Raw genomic sequence first — 16,970 nt, 5'->3', positions numbered from 1 at the left:
AAGGCGAATCACCTCTGATTCCTTATGGATGATTCGGATGTACGGTGTAGCCGGATCGTTTTAGGGGAAAGATTTCGGGGAGCCTTTTTATGGCGAAGACGGACGCGTGGCGCGCGCCCGGAGGCAGCGCTTTTGTCAAAAACAAAAGCGGCAGCCTGGCAGGGAGTGCGAGGATTATAGCAGAGCCGGCTTACCGGCGTCTGCTTGCCGCCGAGCCGCTGTTGCGCCGCTCCATTCCCGTCCTCATCGTCATCTTCCTGCTTGTCGTGGCCGCTGCCCGCTTCCTGTCGCTGATGGCGTGGCATGACGACGTGGAGCGCAACGCCAAGGCCATACTCGGACTGGGCGCTGCGGAGCTCGCCAATTCGGTCACCATCCCCGGCATGGGTGGCTCCTTCGCGCAGGAAAGCCAGGACCTGCTCGAGCGCACCATGCAGCAGGGCGTCATGAGCAGCCGGCATGCGCTGGCAATCATGGACGGAAAATTCAACGTCGTTGCCGTGTCGCCGGAATCCACGCGCTGGCAGGGCCGGGCGCTGGACGGGATCGTCTCGGGCGGACAGCCCTTGTTCATGTTCGGCGAGCGTGCCGGCGTCATCGAGGTTCGCGTCAACGGCGAGGACTGGTATGCCGCTCTCAGCCTGACAAACGACCGCAAGGCAGCCGCTGCCGCATTGATTCCGCAGGACGCCGTGTTTGCCGAGTGGCGCAAGACGGTGTCACTCAATGTCACGCTGTTCGTGCTCACGGCCGGCGTGCTGATCATCATTCTCTACGCTTATTTCAGCCAAGCGACGCGGGCGCAGGAAGCGGACCGCATCTACCTCGAGGCTCATCAGCGGATAGACCTTGCGCTGGTGCGCGGCCGCTGCGGCCTGTGGGACTGGGACATGGTGCGCGGCAAGATGTACTGGTCGCGCTCGATGTACGACATGCTCGGCTACGAGCCCTGCGACACGATGCTGTCCTTCGGCGAGGTCGACGACATCATCCACCATGAAGACGGCGACCTTTTCCAGCTCGCCAACCAGATCGTTTCGCGCGAGATCGACCATATCGACCAGGTCTTTCGCATGCGCCACGCCGATGGGCGCTGGGTCTGGATGCGGGCCCGCGCTCAGGTCATCGATCCGGACGCGCCGGAAATCCAGCTCATCGGCATTGCCGTGGACGTGACCGAGCAGCGTCATCTGGCGTTGCGCTCGGAAGCCGCCGACATGCGCCTGCGTACGGCCATCGAAAACATCAACGAATCCTTCGTGCTGTGGGATGCCCAGCAGCGTCTCATCATGTGCAACAGCAAATACCAGCAGGACAACGGCCTGTCCGATCGTGACGTCGTTCCGGGTGTTTCGCGCCATGTGCTTGAACAGCGGATGGCTGCATTTGCTTCCGAGCGCCGCCTCCCCTCTCCCAACGGCAATCGTGGCGGCGCGACTTATGAGCGGCAGTTGAACGACGGACGCTGGCTTCAGGTCAACGAACTCAGGACCCGCGACGGCGGCATCGTGTCCGTCGGCTCCGACATCACGCCGATCAAGCAGCATCAGGACAAGCTTGTCGACAGCGAACGGCGCTTGATGGCGACCATCCACGATCTCAGCGTAGCGCGGCGGGCCGAGCAGGAGCGTGGGCGCGAAATGGTCGAGCTCAACAAGAAATACATGAAGGAAACCGAGCGCGCCGAGGCGGCCAATCGCGCCAAATCCGAATTCCTGGCGAACATGTCGCACGAATTGCGCACGCCATTGAACGCGATAATCGGTTTCTCGGAGTTGATGGAATCCGGGCTTTTCGGGCCGCTCGGCTCGGACCGCTACGAGGAATACGCGAAGGACATCCTCAGCAGCGGCAAATATCTGCTCGGTGTTATCAACGACATCCTCGACATGTCGAAGATCGAGGCGGGACAGTTTTCGATCGACAGCGAGGAGATCAATCTCTGCCCGCTGATCAGCGAAACGGTGCGGGTCATCTCGCTGCAGGCGGCGCAGAAATCTATCACGGTGGAGACGCAGATCGCGGACTCACTCACCTTGTTTGCCGATCGCCGCGCCATCAAGCAGATCGTCATCAACCTCCTGTCGAACGCGGTGAAATTCACAGGACAGGGCGGGCATATATCGGTGCGGGCGCGCAATGTTTCGGGCGCTCTGATGATCACCATCGAAGACACCGGCTGCGGCATTCCGAAGGGCGCACTGAGCAAGCTCGGGCGGCCGTTCGAGCAGGTGCAGAACCAGTTTTCCAAGAACCACACGGGGTCAGGTCTCGGGCTCGCCATTTCGCGCTCGCTCGCCGAGCTTCACGGCGGCGCGCTGAAAATCCGCTCCAACGAGGGCGTCGGCACCATCGTTTCGGTGCGCATTCCGATGCGCAAGCCGAAGGTGATGAAGGAAGCCGCCTGACAGCGTTAAAACATCAGGCCGCGGATGCGCTGCGCCTCGCGCTCGATTTCCGCAACGGTCCTCTTCCCATCGCCGTCATTTTCGTTTCGCCCGCAGCAGAAGGTCGAAGTGTTTCCTGACCCTCTGCGACGTCTCCCTGACGTGCGCTTCAAGCACACCGAAATCCGGAAGATCGGTAATAGCCAAGAGCATGTCCGAAAGGCCCGGCGGCACATCCTGCCGCTCGAAATGGCCGGTCAGGCAAAGCCGGATCATCTGCGTCAGCGATACATAGAGCGAAAAGGCCTCGCCGAGTTCCTGCCGGACCTGCGCGTCGGCAAAGCCGGGCGCAAGCCGGGCAAGAATTTCCCCGGTGCCGGTGGTGCGTTCCCCGGCTTCCGCCTGACCGGTCAGAACGGCGACCTGCGCGATGAATTCAAGGTCGATCAGCCCACCGGGAATAAGCTTGATGTCCCATAGGTCTCGTGGCGGCTTTTCCTCCTCGATCATCTTGCGCATGTCGCCCGCTTCCTTGGCGACTTTCGCTGCATCGCGCGGCAAGGCGATGATTTCGGCAACCTCGGCTTCGGCCGCGTAGCAAAGAGTCTCGTCGCCCGCGACCGCACGAGCGCGCGTCAAGGCCATATGTTCCCAGATCCAGGCCTCGCCGCGCTGATACTTGCGGAATGCATCGATATACGTCGCCACGGGCCCCTTATTGCCCGAAGGCCGCAGGCGCAGATCGAGTTCGTAAAGAACGCCCTCGGCAGTGGGTGCGGAGACGGCGGCAATCAGCCTTTGCGTCAGGCGCGTATAGTAATGCGAGGGTGCAAGCGGCTTTTCGCCGTCGGATTCCTCCGCATCGGCATCATGGTCATAGAGCAGGATGAGATCGACGTCCGATCCGGCGGTCAGCTCGCGGCTGCCAAGCTTGCCCATGCCGAGAATTGCGGTCTTACCACCTTTCACCTTGCCATGACGCGACGAAAACTCCTCGATCACCGCATCGAGTGCTGCGCCTATGGTCAGATCGGCGAGATCAGAAAAGGCCTTGCCCGCCCTCCCGGCATCGATGGAACCTGCCAGCAGGCGCACGCCGATCAGGAATTTCTGCTCGGCGGCAAAGATGCGCAGTCGGTCGAGTGTTTCTTCATAGGTTTTTGCGGCTTCCAGGAAAGCGGCAAGCCGACCGGCCAGATAGGCCCTGTCGGGCAATTCGGATAGAAGAGCCGGATCGAGTAGACCGTCGAAAACATGGGGCCGCCGCGTTATGATGCCCGCCAGCCGAGGCGCAGCACCCATGATCGTCGCCAGCAGCTTCAAAAGTGCCGGATTGGATTGCAATAGCGAGAAAAGCTGAATGCCGGCAGGCAAACCGGCGAGAAAATCGTTGAAGCGCAACAACGCTTCGTCCGCGCGCCGAGTCTTGCCGAAGGCTTCGAGCAGGGCTGGCGTCAACTCGGTCAACCTTTCGCGCGCTTCGGCAGACTGCGTGGCGCGATATCGCCCGAAATGCCACGTGCGGATCACCCGGCAAATGTCGCTGGGCCGCTCGAAGCCGAGCCGATGCAAGGTTTGCAACGTGTCTGGATCGTCGACATCTCCGGTGAAGACGAGATTGCCGATGCCCGAAGACAATTCCGGGGCAGTTTCGAAAAGAGCCGCATAGTGCTGCTCGACCTGTTGAAGTGACGCCCGAAACTCCTTTGAGAACGCTTCGGCGTCGGCAAACCCCAGCATATGGGCGATGCGCTCCAGGCCTTCGTTGTCCTCGGGCAAGGTATGCGACTGCTCGTCGGCCACCATCTGGATCGCGTGCTCGACACGGCGCAGGAACCAGTATTGGAGCGTCAGCGCATCCCTTGCCTCGGCGGTGATCCAGCCGCGCGCGGCAAGCTGGCCGAGCATGGGAACAGTCTCGCGCCCGCGCAGTTCCGGAAAACGCCCACCCGCGATCAATTGCTGGGTCTGGACGAAAAATTCGATCTCGCGAATGCCGCCGCGTCCGAGTTTGACGTTGTGCCCCTTCACCGCGATTTCGCCGTGACCCTTGTGGGCGTGGATCTGACGCTTGATTGAATGAACATCGGCGATCGCGGCGTAGTCCATATATTTGCGCCAGACATAGGGCTGCAATTCCCTAAGGAAGGCAGCACCCGCTTTCAAATCGCCGGCGACCGGGCGGGCCTTGATCATGGCGGCCCGCTCCCAGTTCTGGCCGCGGCTCTCATAGTAGAGCAGCGCCGCCTGAACCGGGATTGCGAGCGGCGTCGAGCCGGGGTCCGGCCGCAGCCGCAAATCGGTGCGGAAGACATAACCATGCTCGGTTCGGTCCTGAAGAATGCGCACGAGACGCCGCGTAAGCCGCGCAAAAAGCTCGGACGCGTCGAGCGGATCGATGACCGCCGGAGCCTCAGGCTCGAAGAACACGACCAGATCGATATCGGATGAAAAATTCAGCTCGTGCGCACCGAGCTTGCCCATGCCGAGCAATATCCAGCCTGACCCTTCGGACGGGTTTTCCGGATCAGTCAGCTTCAGCTTGCCCTGGAAATGCGCCTCGCGAAGCAGAAAATCCACAGCAGCGCTCGTGCACGCATCCGCAAGGTCACTCAGGCGACGAACGGTGGTCGCGGTGTCGGCTTCAACCGCAAGATCGGCGAGCGCAATCAGGAAATGCGCTTCCAGCTTGAGCTTGCGCAGCGCCATCATCAGCGTCTTTTCCGAGACATCCTCGGCGCGCGCCGCGGCGGCGATAGAGGCGCGGATCGAGATCAACCGCTCATCGATGGTCTGGTCGAACAACGCATCGAGGATGTCCGGCCGCTTTCGGGCGCAATCGCGCATGAAACTGGAAAGATCGAACACAGCTTCCAAGAATGAGGCCAGCTTGCTTTTCCCGGCCAGCAATTCTGCGACCCGCGGAAAACCTTCATCCTCGGCGGCAGAGGCAATCTCGGAAAGTTCGCGTCTGGCCCGCGCGCGATCCAACGGCGTCAAGTTTGCAACCGGTCCTTTGAACCAGTTCCCGGTTTCCGCTTTCACCGTCTTCGCCGCCGAACCTGCCGTCATTTACCCGCCTCCCTCTCTGGGAAGGTCATAATGACAGATAATCCCGGATTGGCTGACGAAAGTTCGAGCCGGCCATGGTGAAATTTCATGATTGCCTTGGCGAGGCTGAGCCCCAAGCCGGAGCCCGGTTGCGAGCGGCTCTTTTCCAGCCGCACGAAACGTTCGGTGACGCGTTTGCGGTCGCCATCGTCGGGAATGCCCTGGCCGTTGTCGATGACGCTGAGCCTGATTTCGCCGGCCACTCTTTCAAGCGTTACCCGAACCATGGGCTTTTCGGTCGAATCCACCGAATATTTCATAGCATTGTCGACGATGTTGGACAGCGCCTGCGCAACCAATTCCCGGTTTCCATCGACAATGAACGAACCAGCGGCCGCTGTTTCCAACCCGACGCCTGCTTCTTCGGCCACCGGTTCGTAAAGCTCGACCACGTCGCGGACGGCGGCGGCAAGATCGACTTTCGAAACCGCCTCGGCTGAATACCCCGCTTCCAGCCGCGAAATCATCAGGATGGCGTTGAAGGTTCGGATCAACTGATCGGATTCGGCGATCGTGCCTTCAAGCGCGGCACGATACTCGGCCGGCTTCTGCTGGCCGGACAACGCCGCCTCCGCGCGATTGCGCAGGCGGGTCAGTGGCGTCTTCAGGTCGTGGGCGATATTGTCCGAAACCTGTTTCAGCCCTTCGTTCAGATTCGCGATGCGAGCCAGCATGGTGTTGAGGTTTTCGGACAGACGATCGAACTCATCGCCCGCGCCAGTCACTGGCAGACGGCCCGACAGATCGCCGCCCATGATGCGACGGCTTGCCTCCGAGACATTGTCGATATGCCTCAGCGCGGTGCGACCAACGAAATACCAGATGAGTGCCGCACCAAGTCCCATCATGCCGAGCGCGACCATCAAGGCGCGACGCACGACGGCCCGGAAGCGCTCCGGTTCGCCAAGGTCGCGGCCGACCATCACGATCATCTGGTTGGGCAATCTGAGCACGACGGCGATCGCGTTGTGCCGGGCTTCAACGTCCATCTGGGCCGGTTCGGGATCGGCCGAGTTGGTGTTGCGCCGGTCGGCACCTTCGCCGAACCGCTGATAGGAAAACGGTATCTCGGTCCAGCCGTCGGTGTTGAGCACGCCCGGCTGCAGGCTCTGGACATTGCCGGAGAGGATGCGGCCGTTGGCGTCGGCAATCAAATAGAGATTGGCGCCCGGCTGGCGCGAGCGCCTCTCGATCGTGCGCACCAGCAGCGGCAGCCCGCCGCGTTGATAGGCGCTGCCAAGGCCCTGCACTTCCTCGTTGATCGTCTCCATGGTCTGCCCCGTCAGCATGCGCGCAGACAGGGATGTCATGTAGAAGACCAGAAGAACCGCACATAACGTGAAAAGGATCAGATAAAGTGCCGACAGCCGGGCTGCCGTCGTCTTCATGATGGCAGGCAGTCGCAAGGCCATGTGTTATCCGGCCTTGAGCATGTAGCCCGCACCACGAACCGTATGCAGTATCGGACTGTCGAAGCCCTTCTCGATCTTGCCGCGTAATCGCGAGACGTGCACGTCGATGACATTTGTCTGCGGATCGAAGTGATAGTCCCAGACATTTTCCAGCAGCATGGTGCGCGTAACCACTTGGCCGGCGTGGCGCATGAGGTATTCGAGCAACCTGAATTCGCGCGGTTGAAGCGTAATGTCCTGCGAAGCGCGGCGAACGGTGTGGGAGAGACGGTCGAGCTCCAGATCGCCGGTCCGATAGACCGTCTCCGCCTCGCGGGAGGCAGCGCGGCGGTTGAGGACTTCGATCCGCGCCAGCAACTCGGAGAATGCGTAAGGCTTTGTCAGGTAGTCGTCACCGCCGGCGCGCAGGCCCGTGACCCGATCGTCGACTTCGCCCAGCGCTGATAGGATAAGCACTGGCGTGGTGTTGCCGCGCGATCTAAGCCCGGCGATCACGGAAAGCCCGTCACGGCGCGGCAGCATGCGGTCTACGATCATGGCATCGTAGTCACCGGAATCGGCCAGCGCGAAGCCTGTTTCGCCATCGCCGGCGACATGGGCCGTGTGCCCTGCCTCGGCAAGCGCCTTTTCCAGATACTCCGCCGCCTCGCGGTCGTCTTCGATAACGAGAATCTTCATCGCACCACTATACGCGATTTCTGCCTGTTCCATGATGTTAGCGTTCATTCGCGATCTCCGGAAGTTCGCGGCAACAGGCCGATGGGAGCCTGTTGCCGCTGGAGCCGATGCGGACTGACAAATCGCGCCTGCCCCTTTTTCTCCGGCGCAGCGCCCGGGGGGTGTTGAAATCGCCGCGCCGAAGGAACTCTATCTGCGGGTCAGCCCTTTGCTACCGGCAGTGTAACGAAGCGATTGGCATCGTCGCGAGAGACCTGCACCAGCACCGCCTTGCGGCCGGCCTTGGAGGCATCGGACATAGCCTTGGTGACATCGTCGGCGCTCTTCACCTCGATCGAATTCACCGCCATGATGACGTCGCCAGCCTGGATGCCGCGCTCGGCAGCGTCGCTGTCCGGTTCGACGGCGGTCACGACCAGACCCTTGCCGTTATCCGCACCGGTGACGGTCAGGCCGAGATCGGCAAGCGCATCCGCCGGCACTTCAGGCGCGGACTGCTGGTCGTTCGACGCCTGCCTGTCGGAGCCGGGCAATTCGCCAAGGTCGAGCTTGACGGTGTCCGACTTGCCGTTGCGCCAGAGCGTAACGTCGACCGAACTGCCGGGCGCAAAGCCGCCGATGAGACGGGCGAGCTCGCGGGGCGAAGCTACATCCTTGCCGTTGATCTGGGTGATCACGTCGCCCGCTACGATGCCCACCTTCTTGGCAGGGCCGTCGTCCTGCGCCTCGGAGACCAACGCACCCTTGGCGCCGCTCAGGCCGAGAGACTCGGCGATTTCCGCGCTGACCGGTTGGATCTGGACACCAAGCCAACCGCGCTGCACGGAGCCGTTCTTCATCAGATCCTGAACCACGACCTTGGCGGTGGAGGCGGGAATTGCAAAGGCGATACCGACATTGCCGCCCGAAGGCGAGAAGATGGCCGTATTAATGCCGACGACCTGACCGCTGAGATTGAAGGCTGGGCCGCCGGAATTGCCGCGGTTCACCGCCGCGTCGATCTGGATGAAATCATCGTAGGGGCCGGCGCCGATATCACGGCCACGCGCCGAGACGATGCCTGCCGTAACCGTGCCGCCCAGGCCGAAGGGATTGCCGATCGCCACGACCCAGTCACCAACGCGAACCTTGGAGTCGTCAGCAAAATCGACATAGGTGAACTTGCCATCGCCTTCGACCTTCAGAACGGCAAGGTCGGTACGCTGATCGGAGCCGATCAGTTTGGCATCGAGTTCCTTGCCGTCATCCATGACAACGGTGAAGGATGAACCTCCGTCGACAACGTGATTGTTGGTGACGAGATAGCCGTCTTCGGAAATGAAGAAGCCTGATCCCTGCGAAACCGGGCGCGGACCACGCTCACGGTCGGGGCGGTTGAAGCGCCTCTGCCCACGCTGCTCGCCTTCGCCATCGCCACGGAACTGGCGGAAGAAGCGCTTCATCGGATGATCGTTAGGGAGATCGTCGAAACCGCGCTGACCGGGGGTAAAATCGCCGCCGTCATCTAAGGTTGGCTGGATTTTGGCCTTCACGCGAACGCTGACGACCGCGGGCGTTACACGCTCGACCACATCAGCAAAACCGGGGGCCTGGGGGGCATCGACGCGCACAGCTTCGGCAAAAACCGGAGCGGTGCCGGAGGTGACCGCGCCAATGCCGATCGCGCCGGCTATGGCGAGCGAAGCAGCGGCGGCCAACAGCCGGCTGCGGGTCTTCGAAACGGGCTTGGGGGAGTTGGTCATGAAACTATCCTCTTCAAAGGGATGCGTCTGAACCGCATCCTCCAAGAGATGGATAGAGAAACCTACATTACAACGCTCTTTCCGCCGGATGAAACTTTCGTAATGTTTCGTCGAAGCGCAACGGCTTTCAGTCCTTGCGCAGGATTTCTTCGAGCGTTTCATTTTCCTTGGCCGAAAGCGCCGGCACATCGGAAACACGCCGGTTTCTGGCGGCGTAAAACATCACCAGGCCGCCACACAGAAGAAGGATCAGCGGCGCGCCCCACAGCAGCGCATTGCGCAAACTGAAACGCGGCTTCAGCAGGACGAACTCACCATAGCGGGCAACGACATAATCCAGAACCTGCACGTCGTTGTCGCCGGCAACCAGGCGTTCCCTCACCAGCACCCGCAGATCATGGGCAAGCTCGGCATCCGACATATCTATGGACTGGTTCTGGCAGACCATGCAGCGCAGTTCTTCGGAAAGCAGGCGCGCACGCGCCTCAAGCGCGGGGTCCTGCAGTACTTCATTGGGCAGCACGGCATAGGCCGCGCCGCTCCAGACCATGGCCAGCAGCAGCGCGACAGCGGCGAAAGGCGATGCGCGCTTCATGAGGTTGCAGGGCTCGGCCTGGCAGGTTTCGCCCGCCGTGCCGGTGCGCCTACGCGCAGCCGCCGGTCGGTCAACGATATGGCGCCCGCTATCATCATCACCAGCCCGCCAAGCCAGATCAGCGTGACCATCGGCTTCCACCACATGCGCACGACAACTGCACCGTCGGTCGTCTCGTCGCCCAGGGAAATGTAGAGCTGGCTGAAGCCCATCGTCTTGATGCCGGCCTCCGTCGTCGGCATACGGCGGGCAGGATAGAAGCGCTTGGCCGAGATGATTTCGCCCGTTGAATTTCCGCTCGCACCCAGAAGCACGAAGCGCCCCTGATCTTCCGTGTAGTTCGGTCCCTGGAACGGATGCAGGCCTTCGAAACGCACCGTATGACCGGAAAGCTCGACGGTCTCGCCAGCGCGCATGGTCAGTATCTTTTCAGTCTCGAACGAGACGACACCGACGATCCCAAGCACCGAAAGCCCTACACCGAGATGGGCAAGAGTGGTGCCGAACACCGATCGCGGCAGGCCGACAAAGCGGCTCAACATAACGCGCGCTGAAACGTTGCCGAAGCCGGACTTCAGGACAATGTCCGTGAGCGCACCAAGAATGAGCCAGAAAGCCAGCCCGATGCCAAGGGCGGCGAAAACCGTTTCCCCTTCGACAGCGAGCATCGTGACCAGCACGGCCAGCAACGCGCCGCCGAAGGCAAACATCAGCCTTTGAGCCGCGCCGAAGATATCACCGCGCTTCCACGCCAGGAGCGGCCCGAAGGGTACAAGCATCAGCAACGGTACCATCAGCGAGCCGAAGGTAAGGTTGAAGAACGGCGCGCCGACCGAAATCTTGTCGCCGGTGATCGCTTCAATGACCAGCGGATAGAGCGTTCCGATCAGCACGGTGGCAGCGGCCGTCGTCAGGAAAAGGTTATTGAGGACGAGAGCGCCTTCGCGGGAAACCGGCTGGAACATCCCGCCTGTGGTCAGGCTGCCGGCGCGCAGGGCAAAGAGCGCCAACGAGCCACCGATAAACAGCATCAGGATGCAAAGGATGAAAACACCACGGCTCGGATCGGTGGCGAATGCATGAACCGAAGTCAGCACCCCCGATCTAACAAGGAAGGTTCCCAGCAGCGAAAGCGAGAATGTGAGGATCGCCAGAAGCAGCGTCCAAATTTTCAGGGCCGAGCGCTTTTCCATGACGATTGCCGAATGGAGTAGCGCCGTTCCGGCGAGCCACGGCATGAAGGACGCATTCTCGACTGGGTCCCAAAACCAGAAGCCGCCCCAGCCGAGCTCGTAATAAGCCCAATACGATCCCATCGCGATGCCGCCGGTCAGGAACAGCCACGCCGCCAGCGTCCATGGACGCACCCATCGCGCCCATGCAGCGTCGATCTTGCCTTCGATCAAGGCCGCAACTGCGAAAGAAAAGCAGACGGAGAACCCGACATAGCCGAGATAGAGGAGCGGCGGGTGTATGGCCAGGCCGATATCCTGCAGTATCGGGTTGAGGTCCCGGCCTTCGATCGGCGCCGGTACCAGCCGTGCAAAAGGATTGGACGTCGCCAAGATGAACAGGAAGAAGGCCGCGCCGATCCAGCCCTGAACGGCCAAAACATTGGCACGCAGCGTGTTTGGAAGGTTGGTGCCAAACACTGCGACCAGCGCGCCGAAGAATGTCAGAATCAGCACCCAGAGCAGCATCGAGCCTTCGTGGTTGCCCCATGTGCCGGTGATCTTGAACAGCATGGGTTTGAGCGAATGCGAGTTCTCCCAGACATTGGCGACCGAGAAATCTGATTGCACATAGGCCATGGTGAGAGCGGCGAACGAAAGCGCCGTCAGTGCAAAACCGGTAACCGCGACCGGGCCGCCTACAGCCATCAACCGCTCATTGCCGGTGCGCGCGCCAAACAATGGAACCAGCGACTGGACCAGGGCCAGTGCGAAGGCCAGAACGAGCGCAAAGTGACCGGTTTCAACCATTACGAACCGCCCCCTGCCTGTTCATCCTGCCAGACGCCCTTGGCTTTCAGGCTGTCGGCGACTTCCTTCGGCATGTAGTTCTCGTCATGCTTGGCAAGCACGCTGTCGGCGACAAAGACGCCGTCGGCGCCAAAGGTACCTTCGGTGATCACGCCCTGATCTTCCCGAAAGAGATCGGGAAGAATTCCGGTGTAGGTCACTTTAACCGAATTTTCCTTGTCGGTTACGCCAAAGCTGACCTGTGTACCCTGCCCTCGAATGATCGTGCCTTTTTCGACAAGGCCGCCGAGGCGAATACGCTGACCGGGTTCAAGTGTGGCCGTCTGAAGGTCGGCGGGCATGTAGAAATAGGATGCCTTCTGGCCGAGCGCATAGAATGTCAGGCCGGTCGCCGCGATCAGAAATCCGGCACCCGCTGCGATGATCGACAATCTCTTCTGTTTGCGCGTCATGCCAGCTACTCCGTGGCCGAAAGGCCAAGGGTGGCCGCAAATCCGGCGAATTTCCGACCGTCCTCGCTCGAAGCGCCCAAAGCGGCCAGGCCGCGATTGAACGCTGCGCGCGCATCGTCCTTTTTGCCGAGTACGAGATATGAACGAACAAGCCGCATCCAGCCTTCCGGATCATTTGGATTCTCGCGCAGCTTTTCGTCCAGCCCTGCCACCATGGTTTCAATCATGGCGTTCCGGTCCGTCTGCGACATTGAAGCCGCGGCATCGATCTCGGTCTGGGTAGGGCCGACGGAGGGCTTTTGCGGGCCAACTTCCGCAAGGCGCTTCCTGGTCTCGGCCAGCGCCTGTTCTGTCGGGCCCCGCCAAGGTGAATCACCGGGAAGGAGCGCAAGCATGGCCTCCCAAGCCTTGGCGGCCTCGGTCATCTTGCCATCCTGAACCAGCGCAGTGGCCAGATAAAAGCTTGCTTTCGGTTGCATAGGCTCGAGCTTCAGCGCCCTTTCGAAAGCACGCTGTGCGTCTGAAGACACAATTCCTTCACCGGCATCGGTAATCGCTTCGCCCAAGCCTGCTTCACGCGCGGCGGTGGAGCCCTCCAGCCGAATGGCATTGCGATAGGCCGTGGCGGCTTCGTCGAAACGACCCAGCCTCAGGTACACCGGCGCCAGCACATCCCAGCCACGCCCGTCCTGTGGGTTGGCAGCGAGATGGCCCTCCGCCCGAGCAATCAGCTCATCGACCGAACTGTCGGCCGGGCTTTGCGCCAATCTTTCCCGAAGCGGTTGAGAAGGGAGATCCGGCGACCCGATAACCGCATAGAGCCCCCAGCTTATCAATGGAATGGCAAGGACGGCCATGCCACCGAGTATCCGACCGCTCGCTGCAAAGCGCAAACCGGAGACGCTTCTGTCATCACTGCTGCCGGCCCGGATAATCCTGCGCGCAATCTCGGCGCGAGCCTGTTCCGCATCCGAGGGCGCGATCAGACCCCGCGCCATATCCCGGTCAAGTTCCGAGAGCTGATCCCGGTAAACTTCGAGATCATGTTCGTTACCCGCGGAATCGCCTTTCGACCGGCCGGCCAGCGGCAATAAAACCGCGAGGCTCGCACCGAGCGTGAGCAGGGCTGCAACGATCCAGAACATCATGCACTCTTAATAGACGCCACCAGATTCCATGCCAACATCATCCGCCTGCGGCGGATTAGCGTCCAACCCTACCTTATGCCAACACGCTGAAAGGGCGTCAGGTCAGCGGAGTCCAGCTGCCGTCGGTGTTTCGGCAGGCCGTCCCACGCGCGGTTCGGGTCTGCCCGGAAGCGTAAACGGTATGGGTATACTGGCGGCAATCCTGGGATCCGACGCGGTAAGGTTGCGCCGCGACCACCTGGCCGGAGAAACCTGACCGCTCGCTTTTCCATGAAACGGGCTGTCCGCTTTGCGTATATTCGAGAGCCTTATACTCGGCTTCGAGCGCGCTTCGACGGTCCCGGTCGTCCATACCGGCGCCAGCCGAGCCGCCAATCAGCCCATTGCCCATCGCAGCGAGGATCGTCGAGGCGACTTTTCCATTTGCCGAACTGGCTTGATTTCCGGTTACACCGCCCACGATGGCGCCGGCGGCAGCGCCCACTTTCGTGTCGGACAAACCGGTCGTCGTACACCCTGAGACGGCAAGCAGTCCGGCAACCAGTGTCACGCGAAATTTCATGCTTACCACCAGCTCCGAATTTGCAACCATGATCAAGGGCTTGGACGTTGCGTTAGTGTTGATATTTGGCCGAAATTTGGCCGCTTGCCTATGGCCGAATGGCGCATTCTTCCTATTGCACACTGCGAAGTTGAACAATGGCACAAAGACCACCCATGTCAGACCGTTCGAGCATGAGCTTGCCACTGTATTCGTTGACGAGATCCGCAACGATCGCAAGGCCCAAACCCGAGCCCGGCTTGGTTTCGTCGAGACGCCGACCGCGTTTTAGCGCTTCGCGTGCCTTTTCCTCGGGTATACCCGGTCCATCGTCCTCGATCGTTATCGAGAACATGCCCGCCGCATCCTCGCCGTGGACTGCCTGGTCAACCGAAACGCGCACAGTGCTATTTGCCCATTTCATGGCATTTTCCAGCAGATTGCCGACGATTTCCTCCAGGTCTTCCCGTTCGCCACCGAATACTATCTCGGATGGCGGTTCGACGAGCGTAAGCTGGTTTTCCGGCTTCAGCTTCTCCATCACCCGCACCAACCGATGCAGAACTGGGGAAATGGGCGTCCGGTAGACGACACTATCGCGCTGCGCGGCCACGCGTGCGCGCTGGAGATAGTGATCGACCTGGCTTTGCATGGCTGTTGCCTGGTCGGAGATGAGCTTTCCCTTCTTGCCGCCAAGGGCACGCCCCTCGTTTATCAACACGGCAAGTGGCGTTTTCAGCGAATGCGCCAGGTTTCCGACCTGCGTGCGCGATCGCTCGACGATACGCCTATTGTTATCGATGAGCGCGTTGGTTTCGTTGGCCAGCGGTTCGATCTCGGCGGGGAACTTGCCGTCCAGTCTTTGGGCGGTCCCCTCGCGCACCATAGCCAGCGCCTCGCGAACACGGCCAAGCGGTCTCAGACCCAACAGAATTGCGATCGCATTGATGGCGATCATCCCCACGCCAAATACCGAGAGATAGGTAACGAGCCGCCGTTCGAAGACGCCGATTTCATTTTCCAGTTCCGTCCGGTTACCCATGACTCGAAAGCGCGCAATCCGATTTTTCGCATCGAGCACGAACTCACTTTCAAACACTTCGAGGTCTTCGCCGGCGATGCCCTGGGTTTCGTAGTTGCGCTGGAAGCTGGAATTGAACGGAACCTCTTCGGCCGTCGGCGACGGAATCGGCTCCGTCATCGACAGCGAACGAAGCGAACCGCTCAGGCCGGGCGAGGCTGGCTCGACCACCCAGTACCAGCCCGAATTCGGCTCGGAAAACCGGAGATCGCCGAGATCAGGGCCACCGGTCAGAACGCCGGGCTCCGACACGCCAACAGACCCGATCAGATTGAAGAGATGCGCAGACAGAAGGCTCTCGAAACCCCGTTCGCTCGTCTGCTGATAGAGCGTGGCGATCACCGTGTAGATGGCAATGAGAGCAAGAACCGCCCAGATGGTTGAAAAGGCGACGACGCGAAATGCCAGCGAGCGAGGTCCGACGGTCATCTAATATGTCCGCCGGACAAAATCGATGTCTGGAGACGTTCGGGCCTCACACGCTGGGCTCACGCATGCGATAGCCCATACCGCGCACCGTCTCGATCATGTCGATGCCCATCTTCTTGCGAAGCCGGCCGACGAAGACCTCGATCGTATTGGAATCCCGATCGAAATCCTGATCGTAGAGATGCTCCACCAGTTCGGTGCGAGAAACGACCTCGCCCATATGATGCATGAGATAGGCAAGCAGCCTGAACTCGTGGGAGGTCAGTTTGAGCGGCACGCCGTTCACATCCGCTTTCGAGGCCTTCGTATCGAGCCGCAACGGGCCGCATGTCAATTCCGAGGAAGCATGGCCCGCGGCCCTGCGAATGAGCGCACGCACACGCGCCAGGATTTCCTCGATATGGAAGGGCTTCGTCACATAGTCGTCGGCGCCTGCATCGATGCCGGAAACCTTGTCGCTCCAGCGATCACGCGCGGTGAGAATGAGCACAGGCATCTTGCGGCCATTGCGCCGCCAGCGTTCGACCACGCTGATCCCATCCATCTGCGGCAGACCGATATCGAGCACGACGGCGTCGTAGGGTTCGGTATCACCGAGGAAATGCCCTTCCTCACCGTCGAATGCCGTGTCAACGACATATCCGGCGTCACTGAGCGCCTCGGAGACCTGTCGGTTCAGGTCCTTGTCATCTTCTACGACCAGTATGCGCATGATTTTATTCGCCTGTTACCGCAACCGAGGTCAGATATAGGCCGATTCCAAGTTGTGGGGAAACAACGCAAACCGGAACTCAGTTCTGCGGAACGACGAACTCGGAGCGTCGCGGCCGCTCGCCATCCTTGCCGGGCACCAGCACAACGATCACGCAGACGGCCTGACCGCCACGGGTTGCCGAGCTTGCCTTGGCAAGCGTGCCGCCATTCTGGGCCGCCACCTGCTGGCCGATCGAATAGCAGTCGGCAGCAGCCACGATCAGCGGCTGATCGCCGGAAATTTCGTCCGCTCTTGCCGGGAGCGAGGAAACCGCCGACAACAATACGCCTGAGGCGCTGAGCGCCAGGGCAGCAGACCGGAATTTTGAGCGAAGCGTTTTCATGCGTGTCGTTCTACCCAATGACTGCTGAACGTGAAATGAACGATAGATCAGCAGTATTGGAGCAGGCTGGCAAGCCTGCGACTATCCCTGTCGTTTCAGCCAATCCGGTCCCTAGCCGACAGTCGTGCAATAATGGCAACAATGCCCGCCAGCCCTGTAACAACCTGAAGTATCGTGTCCGTCAGGACAACCTGATCGGCATCGTCGACCGAAAGGCCAATCAGTCCGGCCGTTGCGGCCATGACGGTTATCACCGACGCCCAGATCGTGCGCGAGAGATACCAGGGTTTGCTTTCGTTCATAGTTGCCTCTTTC

Annotated in this window: 14 protein-coding genes; 1 reads left to right on the top strand and 13 read right to left on the bottom strand. The window is 60.7% G+C overall.

Annotated features, from left to right (window positions below; translation table 11 throughout):
* Nucleotides 1-89: 89 nt before the first annotated feature.
* Nucleotides 90-2,408 carry a PAS domain-containing sensor histidine kinase gene (locus tag G6N74_RS06100; protein ID WP_165115381.1) on the top strand — a complete coding sequence of 773 codons (2,319 nt, stop codon included), beginning with the start codon at nt 90-92 and terminating at the stop codon, nt 2,406-2,408.
* Between the two features lie 75 nt (nt 2,409-2,483).
* On the opposite strand, the gene G6N74_RS06095 is transcribed toward G6N74_RS06100, so the two are convergent.
* The 13 genes from G6N74_RS06095 to G6N74_RS06035 all read right to left on the bottom strand — a co-directional run bounded on the left by G6N74_RS06095 (nt 2,484) and on the right by G6N74_RS06035 (nt 16,957).
* Nucleotides 2,484-5,459 (bottom strand): bifunctional [glutamine synthetase] adenylyltransferase/[glutamine synthetase]-adenylyl-L-tyrosine phosphorylase, encoded by a 2,976-nt coding sequence (locus tag G6N74_RS06095; RefSeq protein WP_165115379.1) that lies wholly within the window; start codon nt 5,457-5,459, stop codon nt 2,484-2,486.
* Nucleotides 5,456-6,910: an ATP-binding protein gene (locus G6N74_RS06090; protein ID WP_165115377.1), complete on the bottom strand. Its 1,455-nt coding sequence runs from the start codon at nt 6,908-6,910 to the stop codon at nt 5,456-5,458. Before G6N74_RS06090 ends, G6N74_RS06095 begins: the two co-directional genes overlap by 4 nt.
* Before the next feature lie 3 nt (nt 6,911-6,913).
* The gene (locus tag G6N74_RS06085; protein WP_091914086.1) at nt 6,914-7,588 is read right to left on the bottom strand and encodes a response regulator transcription factor; all 675 of its coding nucleotides are present in this window, start codon (nt 7,586-7,588) and stop codon (nt 6,914-6,916) included.
* Nucleotides 7,589-7,788: 200 nt separating this feature from the next.
* Nucleotides 7,789-9,330, bottom strand: a complete 1,542-nt coding sequence (locus G6N74_RS06080) for a Do family serine endopeptidase (RefSeq protein ID WP_165115375.1) — start codon at nt 9,328-9,330, stop codon at nt 7,789-7,791.
* A 127-nt stretch (nt 9,331-9,457) separates the two neighbouring features.
* Nucleotides 9,458-9,925: a cytochrome c-type biogenesis protein gene (locus G6N74_RS06075; RefSeq protein ID WP_165115373.1), complete on the bottom strand. Its 468-nt coding sequence runs from the start codon at nt 9,923-9,925 to the stop codon at nt 9,458-9,460.
* A complete protein-coding gene (locus G6N74_RS06070) occupies nt 9,922-11,907 on the bottom strand; it encodes a heme lyase CcmF/NrfE family subunit (protein WP_165115371.1) in 1,986 nt (661 codons plus the stop codon). The genes G6N74_RS06075 and G6N74_RS06070 overlap by 4 nt, the downstream gene beginning before the upstream one ends.
* Complete coding sequence (ccmE, locus tag G6N74_RS06065; protein ID WP_165115369.1) at nt 11,907-12,359, bottom strand: cytochrome c maturation protein CcmE; 453 nt, start codon at nt 12,357-12,359, stop codon at nt 11,907-11,909. The genes G6N74_RS06070 and ccmE overlap by 1 nt, the downstream gene beginning before the upstream one ends.
* A gap of 5 nt (nt 12,360-12,364) precedes the next feature.
* The gene (gene ccmI / locus G6N74_RS06060; RefSeq protein ID WP_165115367.1) at nt 12,365-13,507 is read right to left on the bottom strand and encodes a c-type cytochrome biogenesis protein CcmI; all 1,143 of its coding nucleotides are present in this window, start codon (nt 13,505-13,507) and stop codon (nt 12,365-12,367) included.
* 97 nt (nt 13,508-13,604) lie between these two features.
* The gene (locus G6N74_RS06055; RefSeq protein ID WP_165115365.1) at nt 13,605-14,069 is read right to left on the bottom strand and encodes an RT0821/Lpp0805 family surface protein; all 465 of its coding nucleotides are present in this window, start codon (nt 14,067-14,069) and stop codon (nt 13,605-13,607) included.
* Nucleotides 14,070-14,181: 112 nt separating this feature from the next.
* Nucleotides 14,182-15,558, bottom strand: coding sequence for an ATP-binding protein (locus G6N74_RS06050; RefSeq protein ID WP_165115363.1), 1,377 nt, complete (start codon nt 15,556-15,558; stop codon nt 14,182-14,184).
* 46 nt (nt 15,559-15,604) lie between these two features.
* Complete coding sequence (locus tag G6N74_RS06045; RefSeq protein WP_091913898.1) at nt 15,605-16,270, bottom strand: response regulator transcription factor; 666 nt, start codon at nt 16,268-16,270, stop codon at nt 15,605-15,607.
* Nucleotides 16,271-16,349: 79 nt separating this feature from the next.
* On the bottom strand, nt 16,350-16,655 hold the full coding sequence (locus G6N74_RS06040; RefSeq protein WP_165115361.1) for a hypothetical protein: 306 nt from the start codon (nt 16,653-16,655) through the stop codon (nt 16,350-16,352).
* 95 nt (nt 16,656-16,750) lie between these two features.
* The gene (locus tag G6N74_RS06035) at nt 16,751-16,957 is read right to left on the bottom strand and encodes a hypothetical protein (protein WP_165115359.1); all 207 of its coding nucleotides are present in this window, start codon (nt 16,955-16,957) and stop codon (nt 16,751-16,753) included.
* Nucleotides 16,958-16,970 lie beyond the last annotated feature (13 nt).

It is taken from the genome of Mesorhizobium zhangyense (assembly GCF_011045115.1).
In the GTDB taxonomy this organism is placed as follows: Bacteria; Pseudomonadota; Alphaproteobacteria; order Rhizobiales; family Rhizobiaceae; genus Mesorhizobium_M; species Mesorhizobium_M zhangyense.
The sequence above is the reverse complement of the archived record's forward strand: the minus strand, read 5'-3'. Positions and strand labels throughout refer to the sequence as shown.

Excerpts from the sequence above, each read along its gene's own strand:
- G6N74_RS06050 (WP_165115363.1), bottom strand. The coding sequence starts at position 15,558 with ATGACCGTCGGACCTCGCTCGCTGGCATTTCGCGTCGTCGCCTTTTCA.
- G6N74_RS06090 (WP_165115377.1), bottom strand. The coding sequence starts at position 6,910 with ATGGCCTTGCGACTGCCTGCCATCATGAAGACGACGGCAGCCCGGCTG.
- G6N74_RS06035 (WP_165115359.1), bottom strand. The coding sequence starts at position 16,957 with ATGAACGAAAGCAAACCCTGGTATCTCTCGCGCACGATCTGGGCGTCG.
- G6N74_RS06070 (WP_165115371.1), bottom strand. The coding sequence starts at position 11,907 with ATGGTTGAAACCGGTCACTTTGCGCTCGTTCTGGCCTTCGCACTGGCC.
- G6N74_RS06080 (WP_165115375.1), bottom strand. The coding sequence starts at position 9,330 with ATGACCAACTCCCCCAAGCCCGTTTCGAAGACCCGCAGCCGGCTGTTG.
- G6N74_RS06075 (WP_165115373.1), bottom strand. The coding sequence starts at position 9,925 with ATGAAGCGCGCATCGCCTTTCGCCGCTGTCGCGCTGCTGCTGGCCATG.
- ccmI (WP_165115367.1), bottom strand. The coding sequence starts at position 13,507 with ATGATGTTCTGGATCGTTGCAGCCCTGCTCACGCTCGGTGCGAGCCTC.
- ccmE (WP_165115369.1), bottom strand. The coding sequence starts at position 12,359 with ATGACGCGCAAACAGAAGAGATTGTCGATCATCGCAGCGGGTGCCGGA.
- G6N74_RS06045 (WP_091913898.1), bottom strand. The coding sequence starts at position 16,270 with ATGCGCATACTGGTCGTAGAAGATGACAAGGACCTGAACCGACAGGTC.
- G6N74_RS06040 (WP_165115361.1), bottom strand. The coding sequence starts at position 16,655 with ATGAAAACGCTTCGCTCAAAATTCCGGTCTGCTGCCCTGGCGCTCAGC.
- G6N74_RS06055 (WP_165115365.1), bottom strand. The coding sequence starts at position 14,069 with ATGAAATTTCGCGTGACACTGGTTGCCGGACTGCTTGCCGTCTCAGGG.
- G6N74_RS06095 (WP_165115379.1), bottom strand. The coding sequence starts at position 5,459 with ATGACGGCAGGTTCGGCGGCGAAGACGGTGAAAGCGGAAACCGGGAAC.
- G6N74_RS06085 (WP_091914086.1), bottom strand. The coding sequence starts at position 7,588 with ATGAAGATTCTCGTTATCGAAGACGACCGCGAGGCGGCGGAGTATCTG.
- G6N74_RS06100 (WP_165115381.1), top strand. The coding sequence starts at position 90 with ATGGCGAAGACGGACGCGTGGCGCGCGCCCGGAGGCAGCGCTTTTGTC.